Below are 19,322 nucleotides of genomic sequence, written 5' to 3' on the forward strand. Positions count from 1 at the left end.
TGACACCGCTCACACTTCCTACGAGCGCTTTGTGTCTCCGCTGCGTCTCTGTGGGGCAGGTTCAGGCCGATTTACGCTGCCCGCGCGCGAGTTTGGTACGCTGGCTTTCGGCAGATTTGTAAGCAGAGGTAGTAGCCATGATTACCCCGATGACTGAAACCAACTCGACACAACGATCCGAGCGGCTCCTTTCGTCTCTCCCGCCCGCGGCGGGCAGCGAGGCCGGCTTCACCCTGATGGAGCTGCTGATCGTAATGTCGGTGATCCTGATCCTGATGCTGGTCGCGATCCCGAGCCTGCTGAATGTCACAATCCAGGCGCATGAGACCTCCGCACTGGGCTCGCTGCGCGCGATCCAGGCAGCCGAGGTGCAGTACTCCGCCAGCTACCCGACGAACGGCTTCGCGTGCTCGTTGACCGCGCTGGCCGGCACGCCTGGGTCCGGGCCGCCCAGCGCGCAATCGGCGCAGCTGCTGCAGTCCTCGCTCGCCAACGGCCAGAAGGACGGCTACACGTTCAACATCACGAACTGCACAAAGGCTGCCAACTCGACCTCCGGCAGCCAGGATTACTTCACCTCGTACGAGATCACGGCCGTGCCACAGACGGTCGGCCGTACCGGGCACCGCGGCTTCTGCATGGATAGCTCCGGCACCATCAAGGCCGATCCTGCAGGCGGCACCAACTGCACGATTCCGCTTTCGTGAGTAACGAGATCATCAACAAAGGCCAGCAGAGACGCTGGCCTTTGTTGTTTCTGGCGCTCGGGCTCGCGCTGCCGCTGGCCGCACAGCCTTCCGCGCCGGAGATGGCCGCTCGCGTCGATCAGCACTACAACACGCTGAAGCGGCTGGAGGTCCAGTTCACGGAGGAGTACGCGGGCATGGGCATGGACCGGCGCGAGAGCGGCGTGCTGATGCTGGAAAAGCCGGGGCGCATGCGCTGGAACTACGCGCAGCCACCGGGCAAGGTGTTCGTGCTCGACGGCAAGTACGGCTGGTTCTACACGCCAGGAGACGCGCAGGTGCAGCAGATTCCGGCAAAGAAGCTCGACGATCTGCGATCGCCGCTGCGCTTCCTGCTTGGACATGCGCAACTGACGAAGGAGCTGCGCGGCCTCACCCTCGCACCCGCGGACCACGGCAGCTACCGGCTGCGCGGGGTGCCGGTCGGGATGGAGCAGCGCGTCCGCGAGCTCGAGTTGATTGTCACGGCAGTGGGCACCATCGAGCGGCTCACCCTCGAAGAGCTCGACGGCGCACGCACCAGCTTCAGCTTCCGGAACGAGCAGGCCAACCCCGCGCTCGCACCGGACACCTTCCACTTCACGCCGCCCCCGGGTGTGGGCGTCGTGGCGGGCACGCCGCCGGTCTGACTTCGAAACACGACGGCCTGAGCACGACGGCCCGACCCAGCCCTTGCCTCTTTCACCAAGCGCTGGTCCGCGCAGTATCCTGTCCGGCATGACCTCCTCCCGCGGCGTCCGGACGCTCGCTGCCCTTGGAGCGAGCGCGCTGGTGCTTGGCGGCTCGCATGTGCTGCTTAATTTGTATGGGCCGCAGCCGCAATACGCCCTGACCAGCCCGATGGAGGCGCCGCTCGACTCGGACGAGTTCGTGCAGTTCCTGGCGCTGGTCACCAATGGGGCGCGCCGCCACTCCCGTCTGCGCCGTCTGCGTAATGGGGCCGAGTTCTTTCCCGAGATGCTGCAGGCGATCCGCCGCGCTCGGCATGCAATCAATCTGGAGATGTACGAGTTCCTCACCGGCAGCGTGGCTAACGACTTCCTCGCAGCACTGGCGGAGAGGGCCCGCAGCGGCGTCGAGGTGCGCGTCGTCGTGGACGCGATCGGCAGCTTCGGCACGCCGGACGCGCTGTTCGATCCCCTACGCGCCGCCGGTGGTCAGATGGCCTGGTATCACCCCGTGCGCTGGGACACGTGGCAGAAGGTGAACCAGCGCACGCACCGCAAGCTGCTAGTGATCGATGGCCAGACCGGCTTCATTGGAGGCGCAGGCATCGGCGATGACTGGCTGCTGCCCTCGCGGAAAGGGCCCGCGTGGCGGGACACGATGTTTTGCGTCGAAGGCGAAGCGGTCGCGGGGCTGATTTCGACGTTTTGCGAAAACTGGCTGGAGGCTGCGGGCGAGATCCTGTCGGGCAACCAGCAGTTCGGCTTCCGCTCCATGCCGGAGGGTGCGGATAGCTTTGTGGTCTCGAGCACACCACGCGGCGGCGGCACGGGCGCACGCATCCTCTTCCAGGCGCTGATCAAGTGCGCGCGGGAGACGATCCACATCACCACGCCCTACTTCCTGCCCGACCGGAGCGCGCGCCAGGCGCTGATCGAGGCGGTCGGACGCGGGGTACAGGTCGAAGTCCTGACTGCTGGACCACGCATCGACCATCCCTACATCCGCACGCTGAGCCGGCACAGCAGCCGACGCCTCTTGCGCGGCGGCGCCAGCATCTTCGAGTACCAGCCGGCGATGATCCACGCCAAGCTGATGACCATCGATGGGATATGGGCCGTGATGGGCTCGACCAACTTCGACCATCGCTCGTTTGCGCTCAACGACGAGGTGAACCTGGCGGTGCTCGATCGGGAACTCGTCGCCGTGATGGAGGCAGACTTCCGCGACGACCTCGCGCAAAGCAGGCGGCTCACGCTGGACATGTTGCGCGAGCGCACGCCCCTTGGCAAGCTGGAGGAGCCGTTCCTGGACGTGGTGGAGGCGGAGAGCTGACCGTTCAGGACGGCGGAGCGGACTTGTATTCGATCAGGCCGCGACTGCCGCGACTGCTGCCCCGCCGCGCCCAGTAGCCAAGCTGGCCGGCGAAGATGGGGATCTGCTGCAGGTGCGAGTGCAGGGCGTAGGCCATCCGGAGGCGCCTCGGCAACGCACGCCGGCGAAGGGCCGTCCGCAGGATGAGTGCGCCCGCTGCTGCGCCGAACACCGCGAGCGGGACCCAGGAGCGCAGCACCCCTGCCAGCCCGGCGGAAGCCACAGGGCCGGCAGTCCAGAACAGTCCGCGTGCGACATTGCGGCGGCTGTCCGCCAGCCAGAGCGGATCTTCCGTGTTCTGGTACATATCTGAGACCTCGGCATAGGCGTGCCCCGTCCGTTGCGAACGACGCCAGTACTGGCCGAAGTGGTGCATCGCGAGATCGTGGCCGGTCATGGGCTCCGCGACATGAAGGATGCGGTAACCCAGGCCGCGCATGCGGCGGCACAGGTCCGGCTCCTCGCCGGCGATGAGCGTCTCGTTGTAGCCGCCGGCCTCCTCGAGCGCCGCGCGGCGGACCAGGGCATCGCCGCCAAAGAACAGCGCTTCGCCGGCGGGCGCGTTCCAGTCGAGATCGAAGATGGCGTTGTAGATCGAGTCGCCCGTGCGGGTTTCGCGGCGGTCGCCAGCGACCCCGGCCAGACGGGGATCGGCGAATCGGGGCAGGTTCCTGGTCACGAACCCGGGATCGAGCAGCGTGTCCCCGTCAAGGAACAGGATGTAGGGCGTTTCGGTGCTGCGCCAGCCCGCATTGCGTCCACGTGCGGCGGTGGTTGGACCGGAGAGCAGGATGGTGCGTACGCCGAGGCACTGGGCGAGCGCGACGGAGCCATCCGTGGACGCCGAGTCCACATAGACCACGTCCAGGTGCGGGTGATCCATGGCCAGCACGGATGCGAGACACGCACGCAGGCGCTCACCCTCGTTGCGGCCGATGATGACCACGCCCACGCGGTCAGTACTGCTTTGGGATGAAGATGATCCGGTGGGCTGCGGGTCGTTCGGTTGAAGGTCCGGCGGCTGCGCGTCCATGGCTTGTTTCTACAGGAGTTTCGTTCACAAGAGGATAGTGGGCAAGGGCCAGCGAATCTGGCCCTCCCCGCCGCATGGTCCCGCTCTGCCGTTTATCCTGAAGGAGCATGCGTTGTCGATCTGTTCGTGCCCTCGGGCTGCGGGCGGCCGCCGCGGTCCTTGGACTCTGTTGTGCGGGCCTGGCTCGGCTGGCCGTCGTTCCCTTTTTCGCTCCCACCCTGGCGAGTTCCCTGCAGGCTCCCGCACCGGCAGCTCCGGCGCCGAGCACTGCCTGGAATCCGTGGGAGTCGCAGCATAGCGGCACCACCCAACCCCTGCGCGGCATTCACGCGGTGGGCAATGGCGTGGCCTGGGCCAGCGGCGCGGGCGGGACTGTGCTGCGCACCGAGGACTCGGGCTACGTTTGGCAGCAGTGCTCGATGCCCGACGACGCCAAGGCGCTCGACTTCCGCAGCATCTGGGCCTGGGACGCGCAGCGGGCGGTCGTGATGTCGTCCGGCAAGGGCAAAGACAGCCGGCTCTACAAGACCACCGACGGGTGTGCGCACTGGACCGAGCTGGTCACCAATCCGGACCCGGATGGCTTCTGGGACGGGATCGCCTTCTCCGACGAGAAAAACGGCTTCCTGCTGGGCGACCCGGTACGCGGCCACTTTACGCTGTTGCGGACACAGGATGGCGGAGCGCGCTGGCGGCTGGTCAATAGCAAGGAGCTGATGATCGACGGCCCGAAGCTGGGTGCCTTCGCGGCCAGCAACCAGGCGCTGGTCCTGACCGACCCGCTGGCCGGCGAGGTGGCGACGCCATGGTTTGCGACGAGCGGCGCGAGCGGAATCCAGCACCCGTTCGTCTATACCGGTGGACTGGACTGCACAGCCGACCGGGTGCAGCGGGCTCCGGAGAGCTGCCTGAGCCACCACTGGACCTTTAGCCGCGAGGAGGTGCCGATGGCGGGAACGAGCGAGGCACAGGGCATCTTCGCGCTGGGCGTGCATAAGGATGGGTCGGGCGCGTGGCACAGTGTTGCGGTGGGCGGGGACTACACCGCGCCGGGGGCGTCCTCTGGCACGGCGGCATGGCGCGATCCCAAAACGGGCAAATGGGCGGCGGCGACGAAGCTACCGCATGGATACCGCTCGAGCGTCCAATGGGACGACGCCGACCAGGGGTGGATCGCGGTCGGTACGAATGGTGCAGATGTTTCGTATGATGACGGGCAGACGTGGTCGGCGATCGGCAGCGACGGCTTCAATGCTGTCAGCCTGCCCTGGCTGGTCGGCTCCGACGGCCGCATCGCCAAGTTGAAGAGCTTGAAGAGGAAGTAGGACGCAGGGCACGCCTATGGCAGAGTTTGTCATCCGATTAGCCGACGAACGGGGCCGTCTGCAGGAGCAGGTGCAGAGCGCGACCACGGCGGAGGAGCTGCGCGCGCGTTTCACGCAGGCGGGCTACTACGTCTACTCGGTGAAGGCACGCGGCCTGCGCACCTCGCAGCGCAAGGTCAAGCTCGAGAGCTTTTTGATCTTCAATCAACAGTTCCTGACACTGGTGCGCGCCGGCGTGCCCATCCTGCATGCGCTCGAGATGCTGGCGAAGAGCCAGAAGAATCCCGCATTCAAGGCACAGCTCGAAGCGGTGTCGCAGCGCATCCGCACCGGGCAGTCGCCGTCTGAGGCCTTTGAAGCGCAGGGCGGCTTCCCGGTCATCTACACCACGACCTTGCTGGCGGGCGAACGCAGCGGCCATCTTGAAGATGTGCTCGCGCGCTATCTCACGTTTCAGCGCGTGGCGCTGACGTTCCGCAAGAAGCTGACGGCATCGCTGTTCTATCCGGCGCTGCTGATCGTGATGGTGGTCGCGATGTTCCTGTTCCTGATCACCTTCGTGGTGCCGCGCTTCGGGCAGCTCTATGACCAGATCGGTGGGCACCTGCCCGCGCTGACGGTGTTCCTGATCGCCCTGGGGAATAACTTCCAGGAATACCTGTTCTATGCGCTCCCGGTGGTCGCGCTCATCGGCTACGGGCTGTGGCGCTGGAGCCGCACCGATCGCGGCGGTGCGCAGCTGGACCGCGCACGGCTGCGCGTGCCGATCTTCGGCAACATCTGGCTCAAGTACCAGGTCGCGCTGTTTGCCCGCACGCTGTCGACACTGCTCGAAGGCGGACTGCCGCCGGTGCCCTCGCTCGAGACAGCGGCACGGTCGATCTCCAGTCGCTCGGTTGCGGATGCGGTGCGCCGCGGCGTGACCGGCGTGCGCGAAGGACGGCCACTCTCGCGCGCTTTGATCGAGACGCGCGTCTTTCCTGAACTGGCTACCTCGATGGTCGAGGTCGGCGAATCGACCGGCGCACTGCCGCAGATGCTGAACTCGGTCGCCGAGTTCTTCGAAGAGGACGTACAGACCGCGCTGACCGCGGCGTTGTCGCTGATTGAACCAGCCATTCTGATCGTGATGGGCATTGTTGTCGTCACCATCATGATTGCGCTCTACCTGCCCATCTTCTCGCTGGGGCAGGCGGGCAGCTTCGGAGGCCGCTGATGTTGAGGCTTACTGAAGCACGCGCCACTTTGACTTGCGTCACCCTGGGCAAAGGAGTTCCCCCGCATGGCTGAGATTCCTGTGATGATGCCGCCGCCACCGCCAGCGCAGCCGCTGGTGGACGAGGTCGCGCGTGCGCAGGCGCTCGCCGCCCGCTATCGCTGCGAGTTTGTTGACCTGAAGAATTTCCGCATCCAGCACGAGCTGTTCCGCTCCGTGCCGGTCGACATGATGTTCCGCTACAACTTCGTGCCGCTGGAGCAGATGGAAGACCGGCTGGTGATCGCGGTCGCGGACCCGAGCCGGCTGATGGTGCTGGACGAGATCGCCGGCCTGCTGGGCCAGCGCGTGGTGACTCGAGTCGCCACGCTGTCGCAGATCACCGACCTGCTGAAGAAGACCGAGCAGTCGCAGCGCGTGCTCGATGAGGCCTCCGAGGGGCTGACGTTCGACGTTATCTCGTCCGAAGAGAACCCGGACGAGAACATCTCGATCGAGAAGCTGACCTCGGAAGAGGACATCTCGCCGATCATCCGGCTGGTCGACACGACCATCTTTACCGCGCTCGAGCGCCGCGCTTCGGACATCCACATCGAGACGTACGACGACTCGCTGCTTGTGAAGTACCGCATTGACGGCGTGCTGCAGGCCGCCATGGCGCCCATTGCGCGCGAGCACCACACGACGATCCTGTCGCGCATCAAGGTCATGAGCGAGCTCGACATTGCGGAGCGCCGCGTGCCCCAGGACGGCCGCTTCCGGGTGCGCTACAAGGGGCGCCTGATCGATTTCCGTGTCTCCATCATGCCGACTGTGCATGGCGAGAATGCCGTGCTGCGCGTGCTGGACAAAGAGTCGATGAGCGAGAAGTTCAAGAAGCTCACACTCGATGTCGTCGGCTTCCAGGCCGAAGACCTGGCGCGCTTCCGCCGCTACATTCGCGAGCCTTACGGCATGGTGCTGGTCACCGGCCCGACGGGTTCCGGCAAGACGACCACGCTGTACGCGGCACTGAACGAGATCAAGAGCGACGAAGACAAGATCATCACCATTGAAGATCCGGTCGAGTACCAGATCCGCGGCATCACGCAGATCCCGGTCAACGAGAAGAAGGGTCTGACCTTTGCGCGCGGACTGCGTTCGATCCTGCGCCACGATCCGGACAAGATCCTGGTTGGTGAGATCCGCGACCAGGAGACGGCGCAGATCGCGATCAACTCCGCGCTCACCGGTCACCTCGTCTTCACCACGGTGCACGCGAACAACGTGCTCGATGTGCTCGGACGCTTTCTCAACATGGGTGTGGAGGCGTACAACTTCGTCTCCGCGCTGAACTGCATCCTGGCGCAGCGGCTGGTGCGCACCATCTGCGAGTTCTGCAGCCGGCCGGCGCGCATCTCCGACGAACTGCTCGAGGAGAGCGCGCTCGACGCGAATGAGTGGCGCGACTTTCCGTTCCGCGAAGGCGCGGGCTGTATCGAGTGCGGCGGCACTGGCTTCCGCGGCCGGACCGCGATTCACGAGCTGCTGGACCTGAACGACACGATTCGCGAACTGATCCTCGAGAAGCGGCCGACGTCCGAAATCCGCCGTGCGGCGCAGGGGATGGGCATGAAGTTTCTGCGCGAGTCAGCGCTCGAGCGCGTGCGCGACGGATTGACAACGCTGCCTGAGATCAACAAGGTCACCTTCATCGAGACCGGACGTTAGAGGACACGTATGAGCATCGTCCGCCGCATCTTCCCTTCCGACATCGACGCGCTGCGACCGCGACTGGCGTGCGAGATCACGCCGGCCGGCGTGCTGGCAGCGCGTCCCGGCTCTGTTGCTGTCGCCGGGCAGGCGCAGGATGTGCAGACGCAGTTTGCGCCTCTGCGGCTGGGCACGCTAACGGCGGGGCTGAAGACGCCCGCCATGCACGACCGCTCGGCTGTAGCCGCCGCCATTCGGGCCGCGCTCGATGGCATCGTCGAACGCGATCGCAAGGTGACTGTGATCGTGCCGGATGCGTCGGTGCGTGTGTTACTGCTCGACTTTGATACGCTGCCCGCCAAAACCGCGGACGTGCTGCCGATCCTGCGCTTCCGGCTGCGCAAGCTGGTGCAGTTTGAAGTGGAAGATGCCGCGATTACCTGGCAGGTGCTGCCCAAGGCTGGCGATGGCGATACGCTGATCCGTACGGTCGTCGCAGCCATGCCAGCCGCTGTGCGCGCCGAGTACGAAGACGCTGTCCGCGAGGCCGGTTATGAGCCCGGTGCGGTGCTCTCGAGCTCGCTGGCCGCGCTGGCTGCTGTGCCTGCGGATGAACCGGCACTGCTCGTTAATCGCAACGCGAACTGCATCACGACCGCGATTGTGAGCGGGGCACAACTGCTGCTGTTCCGGACGCTCGACCTGGGGGAGGCCTCGGCCGAGGGCAGTGCGCCCGACGCCGTGTTCGAGTTGCAGCGCACCGTCTCTGTCGCGATGGCGTACTACGAAGACACGCTGGCCACGATGCCGCGGACCATCTACTCGGTTGGGCCCGGGGGCGCCGCGGAGCTGGACCGGCTGCTCGCGCTCGACGGTATAGAGGTGCGGGACCTGATCGCCTCGCGCGAAACCGGGGGCGCAGCAGGTATGCTGGCTCCGGTCGTCGGCGCGCTGGCAAGCTGATTGCTGTTTTTGCCGCGCCCGCTCCCTCCGGCCCGGCAACCTGAAAGACAAAGCATGGACTCTGCTGACTGATGCGCATCACACTCAATCTCGCCTCCCGGCCCTACGTCGAGCTGCGACCGCTCTATCAGCGGCTGCGCGTGGTCGCGTTGCTGCTGCTCGTCGTTGGCGCACTCTGCTGGTGGGTGCTGCGCACCGAAAAGACACGCGCGGCCGAGGCGCAGGCACGCGCCAACGCGCTGTCGTCGTCGATTCAGCAGGCGCGCGCAGTGCGCAGCGGGGCTGAGCTCTCGATGCGACAGCCGCAGAACGCGGCCGTGCTCGACCAGGCGCACTTCCTGAACAATCTGTACCTGCACAAGTCCTTTTCGTGGACGGCGGTGATGATGGACCTGGAACAGGTGCTGCCCGCGGGCGTGCAGGTGCTGACCATCGATCCGGTGGTCGGCAAGGACGGCACCGTGACCATCCGGATGCGCGTGGCCGGTCCGCGCGATCGGGCGGTGACGCTGGTCCGCAATCTGGAGCACTCGCGCCGCTTCCGCGCGCCGCGCATCGTGGGCGAAACCGCGCAGACGCAGAGCGGCCCGACGGCGACCTTCCAGCCGGTGAGCACGGGCGATGCGGTGAACTTCGACGTACTCGCGGACTACAACCCGCTCGAGCCGCGCGAGACGAAACATGCGGAGCGGGACGGCGATCACGCAACAGCAACGACGCACCGCCGTGCCCGTGCCACTGCGGCGAAGACACCAGCGGGTGAGCGGAGGCAGCCATGAAGGTGACTCGCTCCAGTGCACTTACGCAACTCAACCTGCACATCGCGGTTATCAGCCTGCTTGCGCTGGTGGACCTGATCCTGCTGGTGCAGCTCTTCATGGCGTGGCACACGCTGCGCGCAGACCGGCCGGAAGAGCTGGCGGCGCAGCAGACGCAGTTGCGCACCGCGCAGTTGCAGGCCATGCCGCTGCGCAACCTGCCGACGCGCATTGCCGATTCGCACGACGGCGCAGCGCGCTTCTTCGATACGCGCGTGGCCGGCGCGGACTCGGGCATCCTGGCCGAGCTCGGCAGCGTGTCGCAGAAGTCCGGCGTGCGCCTGGGCCGGGTGCAGTACGCGCTGGCACCTGCGCTGAAGGACACCTCCGAAGTGCGCATCGACGCGAGCGTGAGCGGTGACTACACGCCGGTGATGCGCTTCATCAACGATCTTGAACGGGACAAGATGTTTTTCGTCATCAACGGAATCACGCTGACCGGCCAGCAGGGCGGACTGGTGAACCTGCGGCTGCGCATGACCACCTATCTGCACAGCGCGGACGCCCAGCACCTGCAGCCCAGCGGCAATGCCGACGAGGGCAGTCAGAGCGGGGGCGAGTGACATGGCTCTGAAGGTCGGCGCAGAAAACAAGCCCAAGCTCTACGCGGCCGTTGGTCTCGGCGTTGTCGTGCTGCTGCTCTCGCTGCGCACGTTCTCGATCTACTTCGGCGGCTCCTCGGCGCCGACGCCCCCACCGGCGCAGGCGATCACGGCGGCACCTGCCCCCGCAGCAACAAACGCAACGAACAACACCTCGACGCAGGGGGCGTTTCCGCACCAGGCGGTTGAGGTGGCCAGCAGTTCGGCGCTCGATCCGACACTGCACCCTGAAGTGATGGAGCAGGCCGAGCACACCAGCTACACGGGGACCGGTCGCAACATCTTCTCGCCGAACTCCGCCGCACCAGCGCCGGTCGCGATTCCGAAGGTGAACAATCCCATTCGACCAGTGCCGACCGGGCCGCCGCCACCACCGCCACCGCCGCCGATCGACCTGAAGTTCTATGGCTACTCGTCCGCGAACGGCGGCAAGCGCGAGATCTTCCTGCTGCACGGGGACGATATCTTCCTGGCGCACGAGGGCGACGTGGTCGACCGGCGCTATCGAGTGGTGTCGATTCGGCCGTTCAATGTGGAGATCGAGGACATCCCGTACCACAACACGCAGAGCGTTCCGCTGACGCAGAACTAGTCACCCATGCTGTTCCCTGTTTCCAAGCCGCGCACCGCATCGGCCGTCTCACCTGGTGAGGAGGGCTACCTGCTCCTGACCGTGCTGGTCATGGTGTTCCTCGTCCTGATCGCACTGTCAGTCGCTGCGCCGCGCGTCGCCAAGCAGATCCAGCGCGATAAAGAACTTGAGACCGTGCAGCGCGGGATGCAGTACCGGCGCGCCATCCAGCTCTATTACAAAAAATTCGGCAACTATCCGACCGATATCAAGCAGCTTGAGAGCACAAACCAGGTTCGCTATCTGCGCAAGCGCTACACCGACCCGATGACGGGCAAGGACGACTGGCGCATCATCCATGTGGGCGAGGCGAAGGTGAAGCCGCTCGGCTTCTTCGGCCAGCCGCTGCAGACCGGACTGAGTTCGCAGTCGACCGGCCCCGGCATCGGTTCAGGGACAACGCCCGGCGGCACGAGTACGGGTGGGACGGACACAACCAGTAATAGTGGCAGTAGCACGTTGGGAAGCGGCGGCCTGCAGAATAGCGGCAGCGGTTCGTCGAGTGGACCGGGCTTCGGCAACTCGAACAGCGGTTCGGGATTCGGATCGTCCGGCAGCAGCTTTGGGCCGTCGAGCGGCACCAGCGGGCTCGGTAGTGCGAGCAGCACATTGGGGTCCGGCAGTAACGGCAACGGCCTGGGAAACAGCAGCAATGGTCCGGGCACGAGCGCCTTCGGCAGCGGCAATGCCAAGTTCGGCGGCGGACCGATCGTCGGCATTGGCGTGCCGGTCGATAAATCGTCACTCATCGAGTATCACAAACAGAAGAAGTACTCGCTGTGGGAGTTTGTCTACGACCCGGCGCAGGACGCGATGGCAACGGGCGGTGGTCCCCTGAACGGCGGCAACGTGAATGGCACGGGCAGTAACGGCGGCTTCGGGGGAGGCAGCAGTGGATCCCAGCCGAGCACCGGCTTCGGATCGCAGTCCGGCTCCGGAAACGGCTTCGGGTCGCAGTCAGGATCAGGAAGCGGCTTCGGGTCCAACTCTGGCGGTGGTTTCGGGAGTGGAACAGGCTCGGGAAGTGGTTCCAGCAGCGGCAGCGGGAACGGTGGTTCAAGCAGCGGCAATGGCGGTTCGAGTCCGCAACCGCCCCAGTAACCGGTCGAGATCAGCTTTCCGGCGCGGGTTGCAGCAGGCCCAGTTCGCGATATATCGGCCGCATGGCATCCCGCACTTCACCAATGCTGCGAGAGAACCACAGGGCACCCAACACGCAGCAGCTTCCGGTAAGAACCAGCGCCCACGACGCGCTCATGACGTGCGCAAGGCCGCCGGCGAGCAGGCTGCCGAAGGGCGCCATGCCGACAAACGCAATCGTGTAATAACTCATCACGCGGCCGCGCTTATCGGCCGGCGCCAGTGTCTGGATGATGGTGTTGGTGGCTGCCATGCCCTGCATCATGCCAAAGCCCACGGCGAGCATCAGCAAGAGTGAGAGCCACAGCACATGCGAGAGGCCGAACGCGACCAGGCTGATGCCAAACAGCGCGGCCGATAAGGGCACCATGCGCAGCAGTCCCTTGACCGTGCGGCGCAGCGCCAGCATCACGGCCGAGACCAGCGCGCCTACGCCGGCTGCACCCATCAGGAAGCCAAGCGTGTGCGGTCCGCCGTGCAACACCTGCGATGCGAAGATCGGCATCAGCACGGTGTAGGGAATGCCCATCAGGCTGACCACAGCAAACAGGAGCAACAGATTGCGGATGGGCAGAAAGCGAGTGACGTACTGCCAGCCTTCGCTGAGCTGCGCGACCATGCTTTCCTTAGCCGGAAGCTCAAGCAGCGGCGGCAATTGCATCAGCAGCAGTGACAGAATCACGGCCAGGTAGCTGACCCCATCGATCAGAAAGCACCAGCCCTCGCCCTTCCAGGAGATGATGAGCCCCGCGATGGATGGGCCGATCAGCCTCGCCATATTGACGATGGACGAGTTGAGCGCGATGGCATTGCCCAGCACCCGCTTGTCCTCGACCATCTCCACCATGAAGGACTGGCGAGTCGGCATATCGAAGGCGTTGATCAGCCCCTGGAAGATGCTGAGCAGCAGGATGTCCAACATGCTGACGCGATGCGTGAGGGTGAGCGCCGCAAGCATCAGTGACTGGACAGCAGCAAGCGCCTGCGTCCAAACGAGCACGCTGCGCTTGTTGAGGCGATCCACCCAGACACCGGCGAAGGGCGCAAGCAGAAAGGTCGGGATCTGGCCGGTGAAGCCGACGATGCCCAAGAGCCACGCCGATCCGGTCAGCCGGTAGACGAGCCAGCTGGTCGCGATCCGCGTCATCCATGTGCCGATAAGTGAGACGCTCTGGCCCATGAAGAACAGGCGAAAATTCGGTGCACGCAGTGCGCTCCACGCGTGCGAGAAGCCCGCTGAACGCGGTCCGCGTGCCGTTTCCGTGGCTGCAAGTTGGCTGTCGGGCGGAGCGGCGGCCAGCATAGGGTCCTGCACGGGCGCGATCGCGTCCTCTGCAGCGGATTGGTGCGGCGCACCTGGATTGTCGATCCCGTGGGAAGTGTCTGGCATGGCCGGAGTCATTCGTTTTGATGCCTCGACAGAGAGCGCGGCTTCAGTCTCTGCCGGCCCTTGCCGCTCTGCTTTCGCTTCGGTTCAATAAAGGAGTCATGCTTCCCTTCTCGCTGGTGTACCGCGATGGCTTCTATCTGCCGTTTGGCAAGGCGCACGTCTTTCCCGGCGTGAAGTACAAATTGATTCGTGAGCGGCTACTCGAGACGCACGCGGCGAGTGAGTCGGACTTCGTGGCGGCAAAGCCCATCGAACTCGAAGATGTTGTCCGCGTGCATGACGCGGGCTTCGTGGACCGGCTGGTAAACGGCACGCTCGCAGCCCAGGAGATTCGGCGCATGGAGCTGCCGTACTCGAAGGCACTGGTCGAGTCGACGCTGCTCGGCTGTGGCGGTACGCTCGAGGCGGCGCGGCTGGCGCTGCGCGACGGTGTTGCTGCATCCATCGGCGGCGGCTTTCATCATGCCCATGCGGACCACGGCGAGGGCTTCTGCATGCTCAATGACGTAGCAATTGCGATCGCACGGCTGTTGCACGACGGTAGTGTGCAGCGCGCCATGGTGATCGATCTCGATGTGCATGACGGCAACGGCACAGCCGCAATTTTTCCACCAGAGGGGGCACGCGCTCCAGCGTATCGCCTGGGCGCAGTCAGCGGCCCGATGCAGCCAAGCGCGAACGGTGTCTTCACCGTCTCGCTGCATCAGCAGAACAACTACCCGGCGCTGAAGCCGCCGTCGTCGATCGATGTGCCGCTCGAGGATGGGACCGATGACGCTGCGTACCTGGAGGCACTCGAAGCAGCGCTGCACGCGGCGTTCACTCACTTTTCGCCGCAGATTGTCGCGTTCGTTGCGGGCTCGGATCCGTACATGGATGACAAGCTGGGCGGCTTGGCGCTCACGCTCGATGGGCTGAAGGAGCGCGACCGCATGGTCTTTCGCGCGGCGCAGTCAGGGGGCGTGCCGGTGTTCTCAGTGTTCGCTGGTGGCTATGCCAATCGGCTGGAGGACACGGTGACCATTCACACAAACACGGTGCTCGCCGCGGCCGAGGTGTTCAGCTTTCACGGCGCTACCAGTTGTTAAGGCGCTAGCGCGAGGCGATCGTCTTTTCGATAGCGGATGCAGCGAGCGGCGCCATCAGCCGATAGCCAGCCGCGTTGGGGTGCAGTCCGTCCTCACTCAACTCGCGCTTCAGCAGCCCGCTGCCATCGACCATGGCGCTGAAGTAATCGAGGTAGTAGCAGTTCGTCGATGCGCAGTACGCCTTGATCCACTGGTTGAGCCGCAGGATCTGCGCGGGTGGCCGATCCGCGAAGAAGCGCAGCGAGGCGGGTGTGTAGTTGTTGACGGGCATCACGGAGGCGAACACCAGCGCCACGTTATGCGCGCGCGCCAGCTCCGCCATCGAGGTCAGATTGCCTTCGATCTCCGGGATCGAGATGGGGCCGGTGTTGCCTGCAATGTCGTTTGTTCCAGCCAGGATGACCACTACATCCGGGTGCAGGTCAATGACGTCCTGACGAAAACGCAACAGCAACTGCGACGTGGTTTGCCCGCTGATCCCGCGGTTGAGATAGCCCTTGCCCGGAAACGACTGGGCGATGGGCCAGTGGTCGGTGATGGAATCGCCGTAGAAGATGACGCGGTGCTCGCCAGGTGCGGGCGCCATCAGCTCGGCGTTGGCTGTGCGGTAACGGTGCAGGTCGGCGAAGTCGCGTGCCCATTCGGCCATTTGTGATCGCTGGTAATCGTTTAGAGGAGCAGGCTGCTCAGCCTGCGGAGCGGCCTCTGCTCCGGGCCGCTGTTCGAGTTGTGGAGACTGCTGCGCAAACACGGGGATGGCACAAATAGAGCCGAGTACCAGCCATCGAATCGCGGCACGCACAGGCGCACCCGCACCGCCCAGAAGTCGTCCAGACATGCCTGACACCTTACACTGCCGGGTCCCGACGCGCCTATGGCGGCTGGTAGACTTGAGGTGACCCCTATGTTTGAGAACCTGTCGGACCGACTGCAACGAGCCTTCAAGAACCTGCGCGGCGAAGGCTCCGTCACGGAAGAAAACATTCACGAGGCACTGCGCGAGATTCGCGTCGCCCTGCTCGAAGCCGACGTGAACCTCTCGGTCGTCAAAGAGATGATCGAGCACGTTCGCGAGAAGGCGATGGGCTCCGAGGTGATGACCGCGCTCTCGCCCACCGAGCAGGTGATCAAGATCGTGCGCGATGAGCTGGTCGCCATTCTTGGCCACGACACGGCGCGCTTCAACTTCGCGTCCCGCCCCCCGACGGTGATCCTGATGGCCGGGCTGCAGGGCTCGGGTAAGACGACAACCTCGGGCAAGCTCGCTGCATGGCTGCAGAAGGGCGGCCATCGCCCGATGCTGGTCTCGGTGGACGTGTATCGTCCGGCAGCGCGCGAGCAGTTGAAGATCGTGGCGCAATCGATTAAGGCGAATATCTATGAGGGCGATCTAAGGGGCGAGCCTGCGGGCACGCCGCTGGTCGAGCGGCTGGCACGCGAAGCGCGCCGTGAGGCAGCGAACTACGGCTGTGACGTTCTCATCGTGGACACTGCCGGCCGCCTGCACATTGACGAAGACCTGATGAACGAGATGCGCTCGCTGAAGGCGCTGCTCACGCCGCAGGAGATCCTGTTCGTTGCCGACGCGATGACCGGTCAGGACGCCGTGCGCTCGGCCGAGAGCTTTCATAAGCAGCTCGCGCTGACCGGCACCGTGCTCACCAAGATGGACGGCGATGCACGGGGTGGCGCTGCCCTCTCCATTCGCCACATCACGGGCCAGCCAGTGAAGTTCATCGGCACGGGCGAGAAGCCGGATGCGTTCGAGCCATTCCACCCGGATCGCATTGTGAGCCGCATCCTCGGCATGGGCGACATTATGACGCTCATCGAGAAGGCGGAGGCCACGCTTGATCGCAAGAAGTCGGAGGACTTCGCGCGCAAGGCGCTCTCCGGCGACGGCTTCACGCTCGAAGACTTTCGCGATCAGTTGCGGCAGATCAAGAAGCTCGGCTCCATGCAGAGCATCATGAAGATGCTGCCCTCTGTCGGGCCGTTCCAGGGCCTCCAGCAAATGGCCGGCCAGGTGGATGAAAAGCAGTTCTCGCGCGTGGAAGCGATCATCAATTCAATGACCGCGCAGGAGCGCCAAAACCACGAGATGATCTCAGGTTCCCGTCGCAAGCGCATCGCTGGCGGCTCCGGCACGAGCGTGCAGGAGGTCAACCAATTGCTGCGGCAGTACGCGCAGATGCGCAAGATGTTCAAGAGCGCGGGCAAGCCGGGCATGCAGCGCAAGCTGATGGGTTCCCTCGGCGCGATGCGCGGCATGGGTGGCGGTCTCGGCCGCTAGATCTTCCACAACGATAGTTCCCTATGACGCTGCAGGACAGGCTGGACCAGATCACCGAACGAACGCGCGACCTGGTCCAGCCGGAGCGGCTCGAACTGAACGAGCGTGCCGTTGCCGAACTATTCGCAACCGGTATTGAAGACCGGCTGCTGAAGCCAGGTGCGGTCGCCCCCACGTTTGCGCTGCCCGATGTGGATGGTCGGCTGGTGCGCTCGGCCGATCTGCTCGCGCTGGGGCCGCTGGTGGTCTCGTTCTTCCGCGGGCGCTGGTGCCCGTATTGTGTGACTGAGCTCGAAACTTGGCGCGATCTGTTCCCGGCGCTGCGCGAGCGCGGCGCGCTGTTGGTTGCGCTCTCACCACAGACGGCCCGCCAGAACGGGTTCGCGACGGACCAGCACGGGCTTCACTTCCCGCTGCTACGCGACGAGCGAGCCCAGGTTGCGGAGGCGTTCGGAGCGATCTACTCCGTTCCCGAACCGATGCAGGCGTACTACCGGTCCATTCTGGTGAATATCCCGTTCATAAACGCCGAAACGAGCTGGCGTCTGCCCCTTGCTGCGACGTTTCTGATCGGTCAGGACGGTGTGATCCGGTGGTCCCAAGGGTACGCCGATTTCCGCGTGCGGCCGGACCCGGAAGAGCTGCTCAACCTGCTCAAAGAATGAGACTTACCTGAGGAAACGAGCATCCGCGCTCGCTTGACGGCAGCACCCTCGCTTGTTACTATCATGTTGCGGGGTGGAGCAGCCCGGTAGCTCGTTGGGCTCATAACCCAAAGGTCGTAGGTTCAAATCCTACCCCCGCAACCAATTAGCAAATTCCGACCCCAAGGAATCGGAGTTAAGAGGCCATCGTTCCAGCGATGGCCTTCTGCTTTTGTCCTGAGAGAACCATTTGCACGACCTTCGCATGAGCCTCTCTCTTCCCTTCCATATAGGCATTTCCGTAGACGTTCATCGTGGTTGAGACCTGTGCGTGTCGCATGAGCTTCTGCTGCACACCGATGGGTGCTCCTGAAGCTTGATATGGGCTTTCGTCTTCCCTGCCATCGGCGCCGTCACCCTCTGTTTCTTGCCTTTGACACGGTGAGTAGGCTTCAGCCCTTTCAACCAGTCCTGCACAAGCAGAGGCTTCATCTCCTCCAGAAAGACATCTGCCCATGTCGGACGGATGTGCTTCTCGATTACGGAGAGATACGAGAGCGCGGTCGCATATCGCAAGCCATCGCCTAGTGCCTCTCCCGGCGGCTGCGCTTTTATCTCTCGTAGCCTTTCCGTTTCGATGAAGCGATCTATGACAAGGCCAAATGTCGGCTCCTGTTGCTCCGCATACGTCTCATGCCCGTTGATCTTGAGCAAGAGAGGTGCAAGAGCCGCAAGCGCCTTTGCCTTGGTTGGAAACTGCAACGTACTGAGTGTCTTTTGGCGCATCGGCGAACCAGCGACAGAGCTGTCCAGATAACGAAACTCCCAAATATCGGGGCCGTTCTTCCGTGTGACTCTGCGCAAGCTGCCTCTCTGATACCGCTGTCGTGTGTGTCGCATAGGCTCCTATCCGACTTACGCAGCGGGGCTGACTGAGCCTGACTGTACAGAAGAACGAAGCCATACGTCCAGTTCGCTTGCGCGGAACCGCCAGCGTCCCAGGTCATAAGCGGGAAGGCGGCCCTCTCTGGCCCAGCGTTTTAAGGTTTTGAGATGAACTGCTAAGAGCATAGCGGCCTCTTCAGTGCCGAGAAGAGGCTCAAACATGGGTAATGGGTTGGGAACTGAATGAGTGATTCCATTTGCAGACGAGTTAGCTCCAAGGGCAGTAGCCTGTTTCTCAGAGGGAAAAGCCGTCCTACTTGGCCGGGAAACCAACGGCCAGATGGGACGGCACTCTAAATGCAAGGGATGTCAGTGACTTGGTGGAGGGGTTGTACCGGCGCTGATCCACTCGCATGAGATCGGACGCGGCCTTCTGATCCGAGTTCTTGCCAAGAAGCGTGCACTCGGCTTTATCGACATTCGGGTCTACTCCCACGCTGGTGAGACGCTGGGGGATGGTCATCTTGTTCCACGCCGGAGGATCACGCCGCTGCACTGATTCGGCAGCGGTGACGATGACGTGCTCATCATTGCGAACACGGGACGCCTGTGTGGCAGCCAGCTGAGCCTTAAGCTGTACCATCCGATCCTGTGACTCGCCGTACAACCTGCGATACACATTGGCGGCCTAAGTGATAGGCTACACGCCTCTTCTGCGCGGCAGCGGACGATAATTGAAGAAATCATAGCGGACTCCGTTCTGTTCGAACGCCACGTTATCGAGCCATCGCGCAGCAGAGTGAAGCGGAATGCATG

General features: G+C 64.1%; 20 protein-coding genes and 1 tRNA gene. 15 read left to right on the forward strand and 6 right to left on the reverse strand.

The features are described 5' to 3' along the window. Window positions 1–149 precede the first annotated feature (149 nt). The 3 genes from AC5IJH_RS07870 to AC5IJH_RS07880 all read left to right on the forward strand — a co-directional run bounded on the left by AC5IJH_RS07870 (window position 150) and on the right by AC5IJH_RS07880 (window position 2,747). Complete coding sequence (locus tag AC5IJH_RS07870) at window positions 150–707, forward strand: type IV pilin protein (protein WP_491902263.1); 558 nt, start codon at window positions 150–152, stop codon at window positions 705–707. Continuing rightward, window positions 704–1,375, forward strand: coding sequence for a LolA family protein (locus AC5IJH_RS07875; protein WP_491902264.1), 672 nt, complete (start codon window positions 704–706; stop codon window positions 1,373–1,375). Before AC5IJH_RS07870 ends, AC5IJH_RS07875 begins: the two co-directional genes overlap by 4 nt. 88 nt (window positions 1,376–1,463) lie before the next feature. Then, complete coding sequence (locus AC5IJH_RS07880) at window positions 1,464–2,747, forward strand: phospholipase D-like domain-containing protein (RefSeq protein WP_491902265.1); 1,284 nt, start codon at window positions 1,464–1,466, stop codon at window positions 2,745–2,747. Window positions 2,748–2,751: 4 nt separating this feature from the next. Here the strand turns inward: AC5IJH_RS07880 and AC5IJH_RS07885 are convergent, their stop codons facing one another. Next, window positions 2,752–3,819: a glycosyltransferase family 2 protein gene (locus AC5IJH_RS07885; RefSeq protein ID WP_491902266.1), complete on the reverse strand. Its 1,068-nt coding sequence runs from the start codon at window positions 3,817–3,819 to the stop codon at window positions 2,752–2,754. 107 nt (window positions 3,820–3,926) lie between these two features. Between AC5IJH_RS07885 and AC5IJH_RS07890 the strand changes: the two genes are divergently transcribed. From AC5IJH_RS07890 to AC5IJH_RS07925, 8 genes are all read left to right on the forward strand, one after another. After that, window positions 3,927–5,144, forward strand: coding sequence for a WD40/YVTN/BNR-like repeat-containing protein (locus AC5IJH_RS07890; protein ID WP_491902267.1), 1,218 nt, complete (start codon window positions 3,927–3,929; stop codon window positions 5,142–5,144). A 16-nt stretch (window positions 5,145–5,160) separates the two neighbouring features. After that, window positions 5,161–6,360: a type II secretion system F family protein gene (locus AC5IJH_RS07895; protein ID WP_491902268.1), complete on the forward strand. Its 1,200-nt coding sequence runs from the start codon at window positions 5,161–5,163 to the stop codon at window positions 6,358–6,360. Window positions 6,361–6,426: 66 nt separating this feature from the next. After that, entirely contained in the window at window positions 6,427–8,070 is a 1,644-nt protein-coding gene (locus AC5IJH_RS07900; protein ID WP_491902269.1) for a GspE/PulE family protein, read from the forward strand. Between the two features lie 9 nt (window positions 8,071–8,079). After that, window positions 8,080–9,015, forward strand: a complete 936-nt coding sequence (locus AC5IJH_RS07905) for a hypothetical protein (RefSeq protein WP_491902270.1) — start codon at window positions 8,080–8,082, stop codon at window positions 9,013–9,015. Window positions 9,016–9,086: 71 nt separating this feature from the next. After that, on the forward strand, window positions 9,087–9,794 hold the full coding sequence (locus AC5IJH_RS07910; RefSeq protein WP_491902271.1) for a PilN domain-containing protein: 708 nt from the start codon (window positions 9,087–9,089) through the stop codon (window positions 9,792–9,794). Then, window positions 9,791–10,396: a GspMb/PilO family protein gene (locus AC5IJH_RS07915; protein WP_491902272.1), complete on the forward strand. Its 606-nt coding sequence runs from the start codon at window positions 9,791–9,793 to the stop codon at window positions 10,394–10,396. The genes AC5IJH_RS07910 and AC5IJH_RS07915 overlap by 4 nt, the downstream gene beginning before the upstream one ends. 1 nt (window position 10,397) lies before the next feature. After that, complete coding sequence (locus AC5IJH_RS07920) at window positions 10,398–11,027, forward strand: hypothetical protein (protein WP_491902273.1); 630 nt, start codon at window positions 10,398–10,400, stop codon at window positions 11,025–11,027. Window positions 11,028–11,033: 6 nt separating this feature from the next. After that, window positions 11,034–12,167, forward strand: a complete 1,134-nt coding sequence (locus tag AC5IJH_RS07925; protein WP_491902274.1) for a type II secretion system protein — start codon at window positions 11,034–11,036, stop codon at window positions 12,165–12,167. Window positions 12,168–12,177: 10 nt separating this feature from the next. On the opposite strand, the gene AC5IJH_RS07930 is transcribed toward AC5IJH_RS07925, so the two are convergent. Next, window positions 12,178–13,509 (reverse strand): MFS transporter, encoded by a 1,332-nt coding sequence (locus tag AC5IJH_RS07930; protein ID WP_491902315.1) that lies wholly within the window; start codon window positions 13,507–13,509, stop codon window positions 12,178–12,180. A 185-nt stretch (window positions 13,510–13,694) separates the two neighbouring features. Here AC5IJH_RS07930 and AC5IJH_RS07935 point away from each other — a divergent pair, with 185 nt between their 5' ends. Next, window positions 13,695–14,684: a histone deacetylase family protein gene (locus AC5IJH_RS07935; RefSeq protein WP_491902275.1), complete on the forward strand. Its 990-nt coding sequence runs from the start codon at window positions 13,695–13,697 to the stop codon at window positions 14,682–14,684. Between the two features lie 4 nt (window positions 14,685–14,688). On the opposite strand, the gene AC5IJH_RS07940 is transcribed toward AC5IJH_RS07935, so the two are convergent. After that, complete coding sequence (locus AC5IJH_RS07940; protein ID WP_491902276.1) at window positions 14,689–15,522, reverse strand: SGNH/GDSL hydrolase family protein; 834 nt, start codon at window positions 15,520–15,522, stop codon at window positions 14,689–14,691. Between the two features lie 66 nt (window positions 15,523–15,588). Here AC5IJH_RS07940 and ffh point away from each other — a divergent pair, with 66 nt between their 5' ends. The 3 genes from ffh (at window position 15,589) to AC5IJH_RS07955 (ending at window position 17,786) form a co-directional block, all read left to right on the forward strand. Beyond that, the gene (gene ffh / locus AC5IJH_RS07945; protein ID WP_491902316.1) at window positions 15,589–16,977 is read left to right on the forward strand and encodes a signal recognition particle protein; all 1,389 of its coding nucleotides are present in this window, start codon (window positions 15,589–15,591) and stop codon (window positions 16,975–16,977) included. Between the two features lie 23 nt (window positions 16,978–17,000). Then, window positions 17,001–17,642: a peroxiredoxin-like family protein gene (locus tag AC5IJH_RS07950; RefSeq protein ID WP_491902277.1), complete on the forward strand. Its 642-nt coding sequence runs from the start codon at window positions 17,001–17,003 to the stop codon at window positions 17,640–17,642. A gap of 67 nt (window positions 17,643–17,709) precedes the next feature. Then, window positions 17,710–17,786 (forward strand) — tRNA-Met (locus AC5IJH_RS07955). Window positions 17,787–17,930: 144 nt separating this feature from the next. Here AC5IJH_RS07955 and AC5IJH_RS07960 read toward each other — a convergent pair. From AC5IJH_RS07960 to AC5IJH_RS07970, 3 genes are all read right to left on the reverse strand, one after another. Further along, on the reverse strand, window positions 17,931–18,485 hold the full coding sequence (locus AC5IJH_RS07960; protein WP_491902278.1) for a hypothetical protein: 555 nt from the start codon (window positions 18,483–18,485) through the stop codon (window positions 17,931–17,933). 51 nt (window positions 18,486–18,536) lie between these two features. Next, entirely contained in the window at window positions 18,537–18,728 is a 192-nt protein-coding gene (locus tag AC5IJH_RS07965) for a helix-turn-helix domain-containing protein (RefSeq protein ID WP_491902279.1), read from the reverse strand. A gap of 91 nt (window positions 18,729–18,819) precedes the next feature. Beyond that, complete coding sequence (locus tag AC5IJH_RS07970) at window positions 18,820–19,149, reverse strand: hypothetical protein (protein WP_491902280.1); 330 nt, start codon at window positions 19,147–19,149, stop codon at window positions 18,820–18,822. Between the last annotated feature and the right edge of the window lie 173 nt (window positions 19,150–19,322).

Origin of the sequence: Candidatus Dedyshia acidiphila (genome assembly GCF_051025295.1) — a bacterium.
Taxonomy (GTDB): domain Bacteria; phylum Acidobacteriota; class Terriglobia; order Terriglobales; family Acidobacteriaceae; genus KBS-83.